The sequence below is a fragment of the Bradyrhizobium sp. CCGUVB14 genome (assembly GCF_024199935.1).
Taxonomy (GTDB): Bacteria; Pseudomonadota; Alphaproteobacteria; order Rhizobiales; family Xanthobacteraceae; genus Bradyrhizobium.
Window position 1 is genome coordinate 5,459,984 of sequence record NZ_JANADS010000001.1, and the last position, 14,715, is coordinate 5,474,698.

17 protein-coding genes are annotated in these 14,715 nt (G+C 63.5%); 11 read left to right on the forward strand and 6 right to left on the reverse strand.

Annotation, left to right across the window (positions count from 1 at the left end):
• Positions 1 to 17: 17 nt before the first annotated feature.
• Positions 18 to 1,721 carry a SulP family inorganic anion transporter gene (locus NLM32_RS25365; protein WP_254131577.1) on the reverse strand — a complete coding sequence of 568 codons (1,704 nt, stop codon included), beginning with the start codon at positions 1,719 to 1,721 and terminating at the stop codon, positions 18 to 20.
• A gap of 190 nt (positions 1,722 to 1,911) precedes the next feature.
• On the opposite strand from NLM32_RS25365, the gene NLM32_RS25370 reads away from it, so the two are divergent.
• Both NLM32_RS25370 and NLM32_RS25375 read left to right on the forward strand, forming a co-directional pair.
• Positions 1,912 to 2,787, forward strand: a complete 876-nt coding sequence (locus tag NLM32_RS25370) for a dienelactone hydrolase family protein (protein WP_254131578.1) — start codon at positions 1,912 to 1,914, stop codon at positions 2,785 to 2,787.
• 24 nt (positions 2,788 to 2,811) lie between these two features.
• Complete coding sequence (locus NLM32_RS25375; protein WP_254131579.1) at positions 2,812 to 3,381, forward strand: invasion associated locus B family protein; 570 nt, start codon at positions 2,812 to 2,814, stop codon at positions 3,379 to 3,381.
• Between the two features lie 15 nt (positions 3,382 to 3,396).
• Here NLM32_RS25375 and NLM32_RS25380 read toward each other — a convergent pair whose 3' ends face one another.
• On the reverse strand, positions 3,397 to 3,819 hold the full coding sequence (locus NLM32_RS25380; protein WP_309143699.1) for a response regulator: 423 nt from the start codon (positions 3,817 to 3,819) through the stop codon (positions 3,397 to 3,399).
• Positions 3,820 to 3,938: 119 nt separating this feature from the next.
• Complete coding sequence (locus NLM32_RS25385) at positions 3,939 to 4,562, reverse strand: response regulator transcription factor (protein ID WP_254131580.1); 624 nt, start codon at positions 4,560 to 4,562, stop codon at positions 3,939 to 3,941.
• Positions 4,563 to 4,876: 314 nt separating this feature from the next.
• Here NLM32_RS25385 and NLM32_RS25390 point away from each other — a divergent pair, with 314 nt between their 5' ends.
• Positions 4,877 to 5,560 (forward strand): helix-turn-helix domain-containing protein, encoded by a 684-nt coding sequence (locus tag NLM32_RS25390; protein WP_254131581.1) that lies wholly within the window; start codon positions 4,877 to 4,879, stop codon positions 5,558 to 5,560.
• Between the two features lie 215 nt (positions 5,561 to 5,775).
• Here the strand turns inward: NLM32_RS25390 and NLM32_RS25395 are convergent, their stop codons facing one another.
• Both NLM32_RS25395 and NLM32_RS25400 read right to left on the reverse strand, forming a co-directional pair.
• Complete coding sequence (locus NLM32_RS25395) at positions 5,776 to 6,351, reverse strand: potassium channel family protein (RefSeq protein ID WP_309144860.1); 576 nt, start codon at positions 6,349 to 6,351, stop codon at positions 5,776 to 5,778.
• Positions 6,317 to 7,438 (reverse strand): AI-2E family transporter, encoded by a 1,122-nt coding sequence (locus NLM32_RS25400; RefSeq protein WP_254131582.1) that lies wholly within the window; start codon positions 7,436 to 7,438, stop codon positions 6,317 to 6,319. Before NLM32_RS25400 ends, NLM32_RS25395 begins: the two co-directional genes overlap by 35 nt.
• A gap of 204 nt (positions 7,439 to 7,642) precedes the next feature.
• Between NLM32_RS25400 and NLM32_RS25405 the strand changes: the two genes are divergently transcribed.
• The 3 genes from NLM32_RS25405 (at position 7,643) to NLM32_RS25415 (ending at position 8,632) form a co-directional block, all read left to right on the forward strand.
• Complete coding sequence (locus NLM32_RS25405) at positions 7,643 to 7,813, forward strand: hypothetical protein (RefSeq protein ID WP_254131583.1); 171 nt, start codon at positions 7,643 to 7,645, stop codon at positions 7,811 to 7,813.
• Between the two features lie 171 nt (positions 7,814 to 7,984).
• Positions 7,985 to 8,227 carry a hypothetical protein gene (locus tag NLM32_RS25410; protein ID WP_254131584.1) on the forward strand — a complete coding sequence of 81 codons (243 nt, stop codon included), beginning with the start codon at positions 7,985 to 7,987 and terminating at the stop codon, positions 8,225 to 8,227.
• Between the two features lie 165 nt (positions 8,228 to 8,392).
• Positions 8,393 to 8,632, forward strand: coding sequence for a hypothetical protein (locus NLM32_RS25415; protein WP_254131585.1), 240 nt, complete (start codon positions 8,393 to 8,395; stop codon positions 8,630 to 8,632).
• Between the two features lie 415 nt (positions 8,633 to 9,047).
• Here the strand turns inward: NLM32_RS25415 and NLM32_RS25420 are convergent, their stop codons facing one another.
• Positions 9,048 to 9,968: a LysR family transcriptional regulator gene (locus tag NLM32_RS25420; protein WP_254131586.1), complete on the reverse strand. Its 921-nt coding sequence runs from the start codon at positions 9,966 to 9,968 to the stop codon at positions 9,048 to 9,050.
• 107 nt (positions 9,969 to 10,075) lie between these two features.
• Between NLM32_RS25420 and NLM32_RS25425 the strand changes: the two genes are divergently transcribed.
• Genes NLM32_RS25425 through NLM32_RS25445 form a run of 5 tightly spaced genes read left to right on the forward strand, consistent with a single transcriptional unit; the run spans position 10,076 to position 14,667 of the window.
• Positions 10,076 to 10,399: a Dabb family protein gene (locus tag NLM32_RS25425; RefSeq protein WP_254131587.1), complete on the forward strand. Its 324-nt coding sequence runs from the start codon at positions 10,076 to 10,078 to the stop codon at positions 10,397 to 10,399.
• Positions 10,396 to 11,475 carry a maleylacetate reductase gene (locus NLM32_RS25430; protein WP_254131588.1) on the forward strand — a complete coding sequence of 360 codons (1,080 nt, stop codon included), beginning with the start codon at positions 10,396 to 10,398 and terminating at the stop codon, positions 11,473 to 11,475. The genes NLM32_RS25425 and NLM32_RS25430 overlap by 4 nt, the downstream gene beginning before the upstream one ends.
• A gap of 5 nt (positions 11,476 to 11,480) precedes the next feature.
• Positions 11,481 to 12,845: an amidohydrolase family protein gene (locus tag NLM32_RS25435; RefSeq protein ID WP_254131589.1), complete on the forward strand. Its 1,365-nt coding sequence runs from the start codon at positions 11,481 to 11,483 to the stop codon at positions 12,843 to 12,845.
• Positions 12,846 to 12,864: 19 nt separating this feature from the next.
• Positions 12,865 to 13,767 carry an NAD(P)-dependent oxidoreductase gene (locus NLM32_RS25440; protein WP_254131590.1) on the forward strand — a complete coding sequence of 301 codons (903 nt, stop codon included), beginning with the start codon at positions 12,865 to 12,867 and terminating at the stop codon, positions 13,765 to 13,767.
• Positions 13,768 to 13,782: 15 nt separating this feature from the next.
• The gene (locus NLM32_RS25445; protein ID WP_254131591.1) at positions 13,783 to 14,667 is read left to right on the forward strand and encodes an intradiol ring-cleavage dioxygenase; all 885 of its coding nucleotides are present in this window, start codon (positions 13,783 to 13,785) and stop codon (positions 14,665 to 14,667) included.
• Positions 14,668 to 14,715: the final 48 nt, after the last annotated feature.

Below are 14,715 nucleotides of genomic sequence, written 5' to 3' on the forward strand. Positions count from 1 at the left end.
CGTCGCAGCGCGCCGCGTCAGGCGGTCCGCTGAGCCGGATCGCCCTTGGCGTCGCCGAGAACGCTGTCGAGCGAGCGCAGCCATTGCCCGCTGTCGGTCTTTTCCCCGAGCCCCTCGGCGCGCAGGAGGTCCCGCAGTTGTGCGTGCGCGCCGACGATGCAGAGGGTCACCCGGCGTGACGCGAGCTCGTCATGGAGATCATGCAGCATCCGTGCGCCGGCCAGATCGATATAGGGCGACGCCGAGAGGTCGCAGGCGACCAGATGGATGCCCGGCGAACTCCTGAGCGTGCTCAGGACCGTGTCGAAAATCGTCTCGGCATTGATGTAGAGCAGCGAGGCCTCGGGCCGGAATGCGATGATTCCGACCAGCGGCTCGACATCTGCGTGCCGCGCGCTGTCCGAATAACGGCCGGTGCCGGGCAAGCGGCCGAGGAACGCCACGTTCGGCCGCGACGCCCGCGCCAGCAGCAGGAATATCGACGCGATCGACGCCAGCAGGACACCCTGGAGGATACCAAGCAGCAGTACCGAGATCAGGGCAATCGACGCTGCCAGGAAATCGATCCGGCTGACCTGCCACATCCGTATCAGCGCGCGCATATCGACCAGCTTGTAGACGGCGGCAAAGACGATGGCGGCGAGCACCGCCTTGGGCAGATTGGTGAGCAATCCCGTGAAGAACAGCAGACACAGCCCGAGCGTCACGGAGCAGATGAGCAGAGCCAGAGGTGTTCGCGCACCGGCGCTGTCGTTGACTGCCGATTGCGACAAACCGCCCGCGACGGGATAGCCGTGGCCGAAGGCGGCCGCGAGGTTCGCCGCACCCAGTCCCAAAAATTCCTGTCGGACGTCGAGGGGATAGCCATGCTTGGCGGCAAAGCTCCGGGCCGCCGAGACGCCCTCGATGTAAGCCAGCAGCACGCAGCCGGCAGCGAGCGGGAAGAGATCGTCGAACTCCAACAGTCCGAAGGTCGGCATCCCCAGCGACGGCAGCCCTTCCGGTATCTTCCCGGTAACGGGCACACCAAGGCCCGGAAAGCCGAACACGGTTGCCACCACAATCGCCAACGCCACGACGGTGATGCCGACCGGTTTGCCCGGTAGCAGTCGTTCGCCGAGCAACAGCAACAACAGCGCGACCGCGCCGATCCCCAGCACGAGCGGATCAAGATGGCCGAGCTGCCCGACCAGCTTGAACGCGCGGTCGAAGAAATTGTGGCCGCCGCCGGCGACGCCGAACAGGCTCGGCAGCTGGCTCATGATGATGGTGAGCCCGGCGCCGGCCTTGAAGCCGACCAAAATGCTGTCGCTGACCAGGCGGACGAGCACGCTGAGCTTGAACAGCCAGGCGATGAAGCACAGCACCGCGACAGCGAACGCCGCAAGACTCGCGATCTGCGCATACTTCACGGCATCGCCGCCGGCGAGCGCGCCGACGGTTGCCGCAATCATCAGAGAGATCGCCGACGTCGGGCCGATCGCCAGCTGCCGCGACGCCCCGAGCAAGGCATAGCCAATGCCGCCAAGCATGTAACCGTAGACGCCGATCTGCGGCTGCAGGCCGGCGAGTGCCGCGTAGGCCAGCGAGACTGGAATGGCGTAGGCGGCGAGCGTGACGCCCGCGACGGCGTCGAAAGGAAGCCATTCGCGTCGATAGGCGGCGAGCCAGCCGAACGGCGGAAAGAAGCGTGTCCAACCTGGATCAGAAGGCTCGGCCATCCCCCTCCTCCCGACGAGAGACCTCGCAATGCGGCAACGATCAACAGCGCCGTGACGACAATGCCAGCTATCGCAGGTTCTTCATCCATTCATAGGCGTCGTCGGGTCGACGTCGAAGCTTGATCTGGATCAAGCAATCTCTCCCCGTCGACAATCAAATCGCGCCAGCGCGCCCGAGGAAACCGCGACCATGCTTGAATTCCTCCGCCGTTTGGTGACGGCCCTCATCGTCCTCTTCATTGTTCCCGTCCCCGCGCGCGCCGAGGACGACGTCCGCATCCAGGAGGAGATCTGGGCCCTTCCGCTGCCGCTGCCGATGTTCGCTTATCTGGTCCGCCCGGTCGGCGACGGCCCATTCCCACTGGTGATCATGAACCACGGCGTTTCGCTGAACCCGACCGACCGCAGTTTCTTTCCACTGGTCGAATTCCGCGACGCCGCGAAATGGTTCGCGAAACGCGGCTATCTGGTGGTGGCTCCGGTCGGAAGCGGCTATGGCGCCGCCGCGATCGATATCCCCGAACGGGCGATCTACGGCCCGTTCTTCTCCAAGATCGGTAAATGCATCAATCCCAACTTCCACGATGCCGGGCTCGCTATCGCGCAAGTCGATCTCTGGATTATCGACTACATGGCCGCCGAAAAGCGCATCATTCCGAAGGATGTGATCGTGGTCGGCCAATCCGCCGGGGGCTGGGCGGCGATCGCTCTGTCGAGCGTGAACCCGCCGTCGGTGAAGGCGATCATCGTCTTTGCCGGCGGCCGCGGCGGTCGCGTCGACGGCAAACCCAACAACAATTGTGCACCCGACAAGCTGGTCGATGCGACGGCGGATTTCGGCAAAACCTCGCGCGTGCCGATGCTGTGGATCTACATCGAGAACGACACGTTCTTCGGTCCCGATCTGTCGAAGCGCATGCGTGCCGCCTTCACGGCCGCCGGCGGCAAGGCCGAGTACCATTTGATGCCGCCATTCGGCAACGAGGGTCACTTCTTCATCGGCTCACCGGACGCGATCCCGCTCTGGTCGCCCCTCGTGAGCAAATTCCTCGATACACAAAAATAGATCCCAGTTCCCGGAGACGCGATCATGTTTAGCGCCCGTGACTATCTCACAGCCCTTGCCGCCGCCATCGCCGCAACCACTGCATTGCCAGGTCTCGCCGCACAGGCAGATAAGCCTGCCGAAGTCGCAACACGCGGTCAGCGCGAGGCCAAGGACATCACCTATGGCGACTGGCAGAAGCTGTGCTTCAAGGCGGGTGGCGCGCCGATGCTGTGCCGGACGTCGATCACGGGTAAATTCCCAACTGGTCAGATAGCGGTACGCATCGACCTGATTGAGCGCGACGGCACCCCGACGGCACGACTTCAGCTCTTCGTACCCGTTGGCGTGTATCTGCAGCAACCGGCCAAGCTGACCGTCGACCAGGGCACTCCGGTCCGTGTGCCATATACCTGGTGCCTGACCAATGCCTGCATCGCGGCCGACGTCGCGCAAACCGGGATGATCGAGCAGATGGAGGCCGGAAAGACGCTGACCCTCGAGACCGTCGACTCCAATCTGCTGGCGTTGACGACTTCGATACCGCTGGTCCAGTTCGCATCGGCTCACAAGGGCGCACCGGCCAAGACGCTGGAGCAATATGTCGACGAATAAGCCGCCCAAGCGCCCCTAAGCGGCGGCCGATGCCCGCGTCACCGACTCGATCAGGGACTGCGCGGAAAACGGCTTCGCGAGGTAGGCGACACAGCCGGACGCAATCGCGGCGGTCCGATTTGCCGCGCTGTCGGTTCCGGTGATGTAGATGACCGGCACCTCAACGCCCGTCTCCGCCAGCTTCCGGCGCAGATCGATGCCGGACACACCGTCGAGATTGATGTCAAGAACGATGCAGATCGCCTCGTCGAAATGGCCGTGATCGCGCAGCGCGTTCGCGGACTCGAACAGCGTCGCGGCGAAGCCGTGCTCACGCAGCAATCTGGACAGGCTGGTGCGGATGGATGGATCGTCATCGACGATGAAGACGGACTGGCGCATCGACACGGCATCCACCTCTCGCGCAGCATCAACGGTGACAACGTTGCGCAGCTTCAATCGCGCACCGGGCGCGGCTGCACATCCATCACGTATGCATGGCAACATCTCGCTGCCGGCTTTCATATTGTCCCTTTGGGAAGTCACATCGCGGGAACTACGCGGCGACAGAAAATCAGCTAATCGCGGTTCGCATCGAGCATTCCAAGGCGCTCAGCGACCGAAACGAGCTCGGCAAGTGAATGGACCTGCATCTTCTCCATCACCTGGTGCCGGTGCGCCTTCACCGTGCGCTCCGTCGTTCCAAGCTCATGCGCGACCTGCTTGTTGATCCTGCCGCGCACGATCAGATCGAACACCTGCCGCTCGCGCTGGGTCAGCGTTGCAAGGTGTGCGCGCAGCGTATCGAGCTTGCCGCGCTGCGTACGAGCGGCATCCTGCCGCGTCAGGGCACGCTCGATCGCGTCGAGCAATTGCTCTGACGACACCGGCTTGGTCAGGAAATCCTCCGCGCCGGCCTTGATCGCTCGCACTGTGGTCGGCGTGTCGGCGTGCCCGGTCAGGAAGATGATCGGCAACGTCGAGCCCTGCGCGATCAGGCGGCCCTGCAGATCGGGCCCGCTCAGCCCGGGGATCCGTACGTCGAGAAGGATGCATCCCGGCTGCGCATCATCGAGTTCGGCGTCGAGCAAATCCTCAGCGGTTGCGTAGGTCGCAACATCGTAGCCCGCGAGTTTCAGCCGGCGTTCGATCGCCGTCCGGAATGAAGCGTCGTCATCGACCACATGAACCAGAGCGGGCACCCTCACCTCTCGCCAGAGCCACCAAGACTGGACGAAGTCCGCTACGTTCTCGGCATCTTGTCAAACGGTTTGACAATCGTCGCACGTGTTTCGAAACGGGATACATTCCAGGCCGCGGATAATGCTTTCTCAATCTGCGCAACGAACGCCCGCCGGTGTCCGTTGGTACCATGCACCTTAGGACAATGGTTTGAAATGCGTCCTTGGTCGTAAATCAACTTCGGCGGGAGTGGGATAGCGCGGCACATTCCCCGCAAAGTACGCAATGAGTTCAGTCTGACAGACCAATTCGGCGATGAGCTGAGGAGTTGGCCATGTTCGTTCGTATCACGACTGATTCCGCCCCGCGTCCCAATTCTCTCCGTGATCTCGGAATGACCAGCGCTTCAAACTCGCTCGTCAATTTAAGCGAATTTTCCTACAAGAAAGGCAGCGAAATCTACGGCGAGAAAGAGCCCGCCGATTATGTCTATCAGGTCAAGTCTGGTGCAGTGCGAAGCTACAAGCTGCTGTCGGATGGCCGCAGGCAGATCGGCGCCTTTCATCTCGCCGGCGACGTCTTCGGCCTGGAGAACGGTGGAGAGCACCGCTTCACGGCAGAGGCGATCGTCGATACCCATGTGCGCCTCGTCAAGCGGCAAAGCCTCGAGATCGTGGCCGAGAGCGACGCCATGGTGGCGAAGAACCTGCTGAGCATGACCACGAACAATCTCCAGCACGCCGAAGACCACATGCTGCTGCTCGGCCGCAAGACCTCGCTGGAACGGGTCGCGGCCTTCCTGCTCGAGATGGACAAAAGGTTGACGGCGGCCGGCGTGATGGCGCTGCCGATGTCCCGGCGCGATATCGCCGACTATCTTGGCCTGACGCTGGAGACCGTCTCCCGCGCCCTGTCGCGGCTGCATGAACTCGGCATTCTCGGCTTCATCGGCAATACCCAGCGCCAGATCGTGCTGCTAGACCGGGAACAGCTCGCAAGCCTCGACTTGCAGCCCTGATCCAGCCGAAAACGACTGACTGGACGGTGCGCGACGCACCGTCCAGGACCGATCGTGCGACCTCCGACACCCCGGTGACGCCAGGGTGGCACAAACTGCACATCACGCCGGCTCCCCTCAATGCTAGCCTCGATCCATGTCGAAGGAGATCGTATTTCGGATCGCCATCGTCGTCCTTGGCGCGTTGCCGGTGGCGTTCACGGCGCTTGTCCTTTTCATGGGATGAGGTCGTCTCGGGTAAGTCCGACATGGTCGAGCGTCTTGCGCAATACCTCGAACAGGATTGCGGCTGACCAGCCGAACAGCAGCACGCCGTTCATGGCGGTCAGCGGACCGAGCAACCTCCACGCCTGCACCGGCGTGATATCGCCATAGCCGAGCGTCGTGTAGTTGACGAAGGCGAAATAGAGCAGATCGCTATCGGGCGAGGCCGCGGCCTCGACGATGTCGTATGTCCAGGCCCATACTAGCACTTCCACCGTGTGCGCGAGATTCAGCACCGCCGCGGTCGCAATCATCACGCCCATCAGAAGCAATCTCGGTCGCTCGGTTCTTCGAAGCCCGGCGCTGCGCGCAATAGCCACGGCAACGACGGTGACCAGCGCGTGAATACCGATATTGATCGCGCTCACCAGCGCGCCGACTGCCAGCTGCAATATCATGAGAACCGATCTGAGGATGGCCTTTGGCTGGAACGTTTGCTTTCGGTCACGAAGGTTCGAAATTTGACGTGCGATGCCTCCGCGCCAATCCAGGTCAATGGTGCTGCAAGGTCGCGTCGGTCGCGACATCGCGCACCTCGTTGACCTCCGCCGGCGCGACGCGCTCGATGCGGATCCAGGCGGCCGCGAGCTCCCAGGCGACAGCAAGAATGATCGGCCCGATGAAGAGGCCGATGATGCCATGCGCGAGCGTTCCGCCGATCACCCCGATCAGGATCACGAGCGTCGGCGTGGTCAACCCGCGTCCCATCACCAGCGGTTTCAAGATGTTGTCGAGAACGCCGACGATGACGAAGAATATCGTCAGCGGCAGTGCCATCATCACGTCCTTGTCCATCCATATCCAGATCACGACGGGAATGAGCACGATGGCCGGGCCGATCTGCACGATCGACAGCAGGAGAACGACCACGGCCAGCAGACCCGCGCTCGGAATGCCGGCGAGCTTGAAACCGATGCCGGCGAACAGCGCCTGAATGATCGCAACCCCGATCACGCCCTGCGACACAGCGCGGATGGTCGCCCCGGAAAGCTCCAGAAAATGCTCGCTCTGTTCCGGCACGATGCGGAACAGGAAACCGCGGATCGCGCCGGCGAGTTGCGGACCGTACGGAAACAGGATTCCGGCGACCAGCACCGACAGCAGGAACTGGAGCGTGCCGATGCCGGCGCTGCCGGCGAAAGACAGCATGATCCCGGCGAGCGGCTTCAGATATGGCGTCACCTCGCGCAGCACCGCGCGGACATTGGTGTAGGCCAGATTCCAGAGATCGTAGAGCTGCGGTCCGATCAATGGCCAGCTCTTGATCTGCTCTGGAGCGGCCTTCAGCGCGAGATCGCCGGCGCTGATCTGGCTCGCGATATCCCTGATCCCCTCGACGGCGCTCAAGCCCAGCCACGCCGCCGGGCCGATGACAATTCCGAGCATCACCAAGGTGAGAATGGCTGCCGCGATCCGTGGGCTGCCGCCGAGCAGTTTCTCAAGCCAGCCGAAGACCGGATAGAACGCCACCGCCAGCACTGCGCTCCAGGTCAGGATCGGCACGAACGGCTTGATGATCAGGAACGTCCAGATGATCAGCAGCCCCAGCAACGCAAGCCGGATCACGAGCTGGACCACGGCGTCGGCGGGCAGAAACTGGCGAAGTGTCTTCACGGCTCAATACCTGTGTCTCGCGGAACGGCACACTCTCGTCGAGCGTAGCGGCGCCGAGCAAGCGGCAGGCTTGATCCAAATCAAATGGTCGATCGGAGGCACGACGGGACGGGATTCTGCCCCCAGTTCCATGCGTCCCGTCGAAAAAAGCCAGAAGACAACCGGCTGGAAAGGTGTAGGATTCGACCAAACGGGAGGAGCGGCATGTTTGAAATCACCGGTTTCGACACGGCAGGCGTCGTCAACCTGAAGCGGGAGTCTCTCGCCGCCGCCCTCAAGAAGGCCAGGGAGCTGATCCAGGACGGCTGCCGCGACGTTCAGATCGTCGATCCCCATGGCCGGGTTTACACCTCGTTTGAGGAGCAGGCAGCCTAACCGCACCTTCGGCATCGTAACCGAAAATGAGACCTCCGCGCCCGGGAGCGCGGGGCTCTTTTGGCGTCTGTCTCGTGCAGTCCGCAACTCGCACGAGCCACGTCGTTGCCAATCAACTCATTTGGGCGCACCTTTCAGCGAGGCGCGCAGACGCCGCACAGGGAGAGACCCATGAAGGAGTCGGGCCTGGATGGTCGCCATCGGGACAAGGATGGCGCGATCAGCAAAAAACACGGCAACACGCTGGTCGGCACATTGCGCAAGATCTACGGCAAGGGTTTTGCGGCCGGCTATCCGGACGCGACCCAGCTCAGTGAGGTCTTGCACCAGTTGAACGAGACGTCGCTGAGCCAGCTGCGGCGCGACCACGACACCGGCCATTTGGGGCACAAGATCGACCACGTCCCCAAGTGACGGACCTCACGCGAAGACATTGATGTCGTCAGGCCTGACAGCCGGCCCTCCGGCGGCCTGGGTCGGTCGGGGCTGGCTGTTGCCCCATCACACTTCCCGCATCGCACTTGCCGTTTGAGCCTTCCGAAACCAAGCGCTAGGATGAGCGCTTTTACGGAGACTCATTTGAACCAGTTTATTGTTGTCGCAGCCGTCGCGCTGCTTGTCACGGTGCCTGCCCGATCCCAAGGCCTGGTCGATCCCAGCAAGGTTGCACCCGAATACCGCGAAGCGGCCGAAAAGCGCCGCGCCGAGCAGATCCGTCAGCGCGAATGCGCCCTGAAGGCGGATCTGGAGAAAGTGCTGCCGCGCGATCGGACCGATTATCTCAATCACTGCCTGGACGCGATCGCCGCGAAGCAATAGCGGTTGCGCCGCAAGACGCGCGTGAAAGTCGCAACCGGCTTTCAGGCTTTCTTCAGATATTCGGCTCACCGTGGCTGCCGATTTCCATAGTCATTGTTGTCGGCACATGAGTTTCGTCCAGGTCCAGTGCACGCGCTGCAAGACGATGTTTCGCGATCGCGCGGGACGGTTGCAGGACGGCTATTCCAGGCAATGTCCCGGTTGCGAGGTTGTGTTGTTCTTCGCCGAGGACTCGCAACATCCCTTCATCAAGCGCGCCATGCGAAACGCGAGGAAGGCCCGCAAGGAACAGCACGAGGTCGAAGCAGCCAGGCGCTCTATCCCGCCGGAACCGCGTGCGGCTCCTCGATCGCGGTCGTCGTCCGCCGGACGCGCGCGGGTGCAGGAACGATCCGAATAGGACCCGGCAGGCCTTTTACGTCGCCTCGATCCAGATCCCGGCGTCGGAATGCGCGCGGATGTGATCGACCAGAAAGTCCGAAAACACCCTGATCTTCGCCGGCAGCCGGACGCGGTTCTGATAGGCCACGTTCATCGTCAGCAGCGGCAATTCCCAATCCGTCAACACGGGCACGAGCTTGCCGGCTGCGATGTCGCTCTGCACGATGTAGAGCGGCTGGATCAGGATACCGAGCCCCGCGCGCGCGGCGCCGCAGATGATCTGGCCGTCATTGCTGTCGAGCGTCGGCGCGATCCGAACGGTCTGCGTCGTGCTGCCCCGGCTCAACCGCAGCGAATAGGGATCGTTGGCGAGGTTGTAGACCAGCATGTCATGCCGCGCGAGATCGGCGGGATGCTCTGGCGTGCCGTGCGCCGCGAGATAGGACGGTGCAGCCGCCAGCACGCGGCGCATCTGCCCGATGCGGCGGATGATGATGTTGGAATCCGGCTCTTGCTCCCGCGTGCGGATGGCGACGTCGATGCCGGCCTCGATGAAGTCAGGATAGCGGTTGGCGGCGATGATCTGCACATCGAGCTTCGGGTAGAGCTTGCGAAACGCCGGCAGCATCGGCGCCATGTAGATCATCGCAAAGGACAGCGAGCTCGTGACGCGCAGCATGCCCTTGGGCGAGAGCGCGCGATCGCTGACGGCATCCTCGGCCTCCGCGAGTTCGTTCAGCAGCGTGCTGCAACGCTGCAGCAGCTCCTGTCCGGCTTCGGTCAGCCATTGACGGCGCGTGTTGCGCTCGATCAGCCGGACCGCGAGCCGCTCCTCCAGTGCGCTGAGGTGCCGGCTCGCAGCCGCGTTCGACATCCGCAAGGTGTCGGCGGCCTTGGAGAGGCTGCCGAGCTCAGCCGTCCTGGAAAACACCTCGAGTTGGAGGAGCCGGTCCATTCTTCCTCATAGTGGAAAAGAGACTTACGATTTTTGGCCTTTATTTCCGATTTCTGCAAGGCAAAATGGAGCCAACAAGCAAGATCGCAGGTGAGGAAATTTGGGAAATGTCGGGTCCGATCAAGCACATCGTGATGTGGCGGCTGCGCGGGGAGACCGAGGCTGAGCGTTTGGCCGCTCGAGCCAAGGTCAAAACCCTGTTCGAGGGCCTCAAGGGCCGGATCGACGGCCTCACCCACATCGAAGTTGGCGCTGATATCAGCGATGTCGATTACGCCTGCGACGTTGTCCTCGTCTCCGAGTTTACCGACAGCAGCGCCTTAAAGGCCTACGCCACCCATCCGGAACATCTGCGGGTGCGGGAGGAGCTCGGCGACTTGCGGATCGGACGCTTCCAGGTCGATTATCCCGTCAAAGAGACCGGCGCATGATCGGTTCGTTCACCTTTGAAAATCTGCCCTGCCGCGTCGTGTTCGGCAGCGGAACTCTTGCCTCGGCCAAGGCCGAGATCGAGCGCTTGGGCGGCCGCCGCGCGCTGGTGCTGACGACGCCGCAGCAGGAAGCGCAAGGCAAAACGCTCGGTGCCGCCTTGGGCCCGCTCTATGCCGGCATCTTTGCCGGCGCCACCATGCACACGCCCGTTGAGGTGACCGAGCGCGCGATTGCAGCGATGGAAGCCTGCGACGCCGATTGCGTGGTCGCGCTCGGCGGCGGCTCGACGACCGGTCTTGGCAAAGCGCTCGCGTTGCGCACCGGCGTCAACCAGCTCTGTATTCCCACCACCTATGCCGGCTCGGAGATGACCCCGATCCTCGGCCAGACCGAGAACGGACTGAAGACCACGGTGCGCGACACCGCCGTGCTGCCGGAGACCGTGATCTACGATGTCGACCTGACGATGACGCTGCCGGTCGGCCTCACGGCCACCTCCGGCATCAATGCCATCGCGCATGCGGTGGAGGCGCTCTACGCGCGCGACACCAATCCCGTGACCTCGCTGATGGCCGAGGAAGGAATCCGTGCATTGGCGCGGGCGCTGCCCGCGATTGCGGCCAAGCCTGATGATCGCGCGGCGCGTAGCGATGCGCTCTACGGTGCATGGCTGTGCGGCGTGTGTCTCGGCACCGTCGGCATGGCGTTGCATCACAAGCTCTGCCACACGCTCGGCGGTACGTTTGACCTGCCGCATGCCGAGACGCACACGATCGTGCTGCCGCACGCGCTGGCCTACAACGCGCCCGCGGTGCCTGACGCGATGGCGCGGATCGCGCGTGCAATCGGTGCGGCAGATGCGGCCCAGGGTCTCTACGATCTCGCCAGGCGACTGGGAGCCAAGGTCGCGCTACGCGACATCGGCATGCCCGAAAGCGGCATCGACAAGGCGGCCGATCTCGCCGTCACCAATGCCTACTGGAATCCGCGCCCGCTCGAGCGCAACGCCATCCGCGACCTGATCGCGCGCGCCTGGGCCGGCGATCCGCCCGTCGCAACCGAAGCGGCGGCGTGACCGACATGCGGCGCACCCTCATCCAGTCAGCAACGATCATCAGCATGGACGCTTCGATCGGCGATCTCCGTGTCGGCGACGTGCTGGTCGAGAATGGGCGGATCGCCGAGGTGCGTCCCGGCATTGACGCCACCGATGCCGAGATCATCGACGGTCGCGGCCGCATCGTCATCCCCGGGCTAATCAACGCGCATATGCACACCTGGCAGACGGCGCTGCGCGGGTATGCCGCGAACTGGACGCTGCTCGAATATTTCCGCCGCATGCATGCCGGGCTCGCGACCCTGTTCGCCCCCGACGACATCTACATCGCCACCCTCGTCGGCGCGCTGAACCAGATCAATTGCGGCGCCACCACGCTGGTCGATTGGTGCCACAACAACCCGACGCCGGCTCATACCGACGCCGCCGTGCGCGGCCTGCTCGAAAGCGGCATCCGAGCTGCCTTCTTCCACGGCTCGCCGAAGCCTGAGCCCAAACCGGGCGAGCCGCATTTCTCGGAGGTGCCGCATCCGCGCCGCGAGGTCGAGCGGCTGCTGGCGGGTCCCCTCGCCGACCGCAATGGCCTGGTCACGCTCGGACTTGCCATTCTCGGTCCGCACTATTCGACGCTCGACGTGTCCTTGCACGATTTCCGGCTGGCGCGGGAACTCGGCCTGATCGCCTCGATGCATCAGGGCGGCGGTCCCGCGAAGACGCAAGGTGGCTGGGAGAAGCTGATCGAGGCCGGGCTCGTTGGGCCCCATGTCAACATCGTCCATGGCAACGATCTACCCGACGACCTCCTGCAAAAGTTGATCGATCTCGGCGTCAGCTTCTCGGTGACGCCCGAAAACGAGATGATCCAGGGCCACGGCTTTCCCATCACCGGACGGCTGCTCAAACGCGGCGTCCGGCCCACCATCGGCATCGACCTGGAATCCGTGCTGGCCGGAGACCTCTTTTCTGCCGCCCGCGTCGCCCTGTCGATGCAGCGCGCGCTCGACAATTCCGAGATGCGCAAGAGCGAAGGCACGATTCCGGCGACGACCACGATTCCCGCGCGCGAGGCGCTGGCCTGGATCACCACCGAAGGCGCACGCATGCTCGGCCGCGAGAGCCAGATCGGGTCGCTGACGCCGGGCAAACTCGCCGATCTCGTGGTCATCAACGCCGACGATCTCAACCTCTTTCCGGTCCATGATCCCATCGCCACCGTCGTGATGCAGACCAGCCTCGCCAACATCGAATCGGTGATGATCGGGGGCGTCTGGAAGAAGCGGAATGGAAAACTGCTGGCCGACGGGCTCGACCGGAAGAAAGAGCTGCTCGCACGATCCGGCCAGCGGCTGGTGAAAGACATCGAACGACAAGGGCACGCCGCAACATAGCGGCCAACGGACAACAACAATGACTGAAACAAGCAAACAGGTCGCCTTCATCGGCATTGGCAAGATGGGCCTGCCGATGTCGCTTCTCGTCGCCAAGGCCGGCTACGCCGTCACCGCCTTCGACCAGAGCACCGCGCGTCTCGACGAGGCACGCGAGCACGGGATTGCCGTGGCTGGCTCGCCCGCAGACGCCGTTAACGGCCGCCCATTGGTCGTCACCTCGCTCCCCGATGACGCCGTACTTCGCGCGGTGATGCTCGGCCCGACCGGGCTGATCGGCGCGATGGCGCCGAAGGCGGTGCTGATCGAGACCAGCACGGTCAGCGCCGAAGCCTCCGCCGAAGTCGATGCCGCCGCGCAGGCGCGTGGCGTCGCCTATCTGCGGGCGCCGGTCTCCGGCAACGCCAGCATCGTCCACACCGGCGCACTGAGCTGCTTTGTGTCTGGTCCAAAGGACGCCTTCGAGAGTGCAAAACCGCTGTTTGCGAGTTTTACCCGCGCGCAGACCTATCTCGGGCCGAGCGAGGAAGCGCGCTACGCAAAGCTCGCGGTCAATCTCATGATCGCGGTCTCGGCCGCGATGATGGCCGAGAGCCTGGCTCTGGCGCGCAAGGGCGGCATCGGCTGGCAGGACATTTTGAAGGTGCTGGACGAGAGCGCGGTCGCCTCCCCGATGGTGAAGTACAAGACCGCGCCGCTGCGAAAGCGCGACTTCGTCTCGAGCTTCTCCTGCAAGCAGATGGCCAAGGACCTCGACCTCATTCTCGGCGCCGGCCATGCCGTCGGCGTGCCGCTGCAGCTCGCAGCCCAGGTACGCGAGACCTACGGCTCGCTGGTCGCGCAAGGCGACGGCGAGACCGATTTCATCGCGACCGTGAAGCATCTCGAACGGCTGTCGGGCCTTGATGAGCCCAAACTCTGATTAGCGGAGGCAGATTTGCGTAATTTCAGCGAGACCAACATCACCGACGCCGTGCTCGAGCGCATCGCAGGCGCAACCGATCCCCGCATCAAGCAGGTCAGCGAAGCCCTGGTGCGTCATCTCCACGCGTTCGTGCGCGAGATCCGCCCGACCCAGAAGGAGTGGGAATACGGCATCGACTTCCTGACCCGCACCGGACACATGTGCGACGACAAGCGACAGGAGTTCATCCTGCTGTCGGATACGCTCGGCGTCTCCATGCTGGTCGACGCGATCAACCACCCGGTGCCGGAAGGCGCGACCGAGACCACCGTGCTCGGTCCATTCTTCGTCCAGGCCGCGCCGGAGAAGCAGAATGGCGACGATATTTCTGGGACCATGGAAGGCGATCCCATGATCGTCACGGGCTCGGTCTCGACCGTCGACGGAAGGCCGCTCGCAGGCGCCGTGGTCGACGTCTGGCATTCCGACAATGACGGCTATTACGACGTGCAGCAGCTCGACGAGATCGGCGATCTCACGATGCGCGCCCGCTTCCACACCGACGCCAATGGCCGCTTCCATTTCTGGTCGATCAAGCCCGCGGCCTATCCGATCCCGCATGACGGCCCGGTCGGCGAGATGCTGGAGGCGCAGGGTCGCCATCCCTGGCGCCCGGCGCATGTGCACTTCATGATCTCGGCGCCGGGCTTCGAGCAGCTCGTGACGCATGTGTTCGTCGCCGGCGACAAATATCTCGACTCCGACGTGGTGTTCGGCGTCAAGGACAGCCTGATCCACGATTTCGTGCATTGCCCGGCCGGCCGTGCGCCGGATGGTCGCATGGTGGACAGCGCCTACTTCCATCTCAACTATGATTTCGGCCTGAAGCAGGCTGCAAGCAACGCGCAAGCGGCGTAAGCCGAACGTCGAATCGACGGACTGACAACAGTCCGCGACAAGGACCGA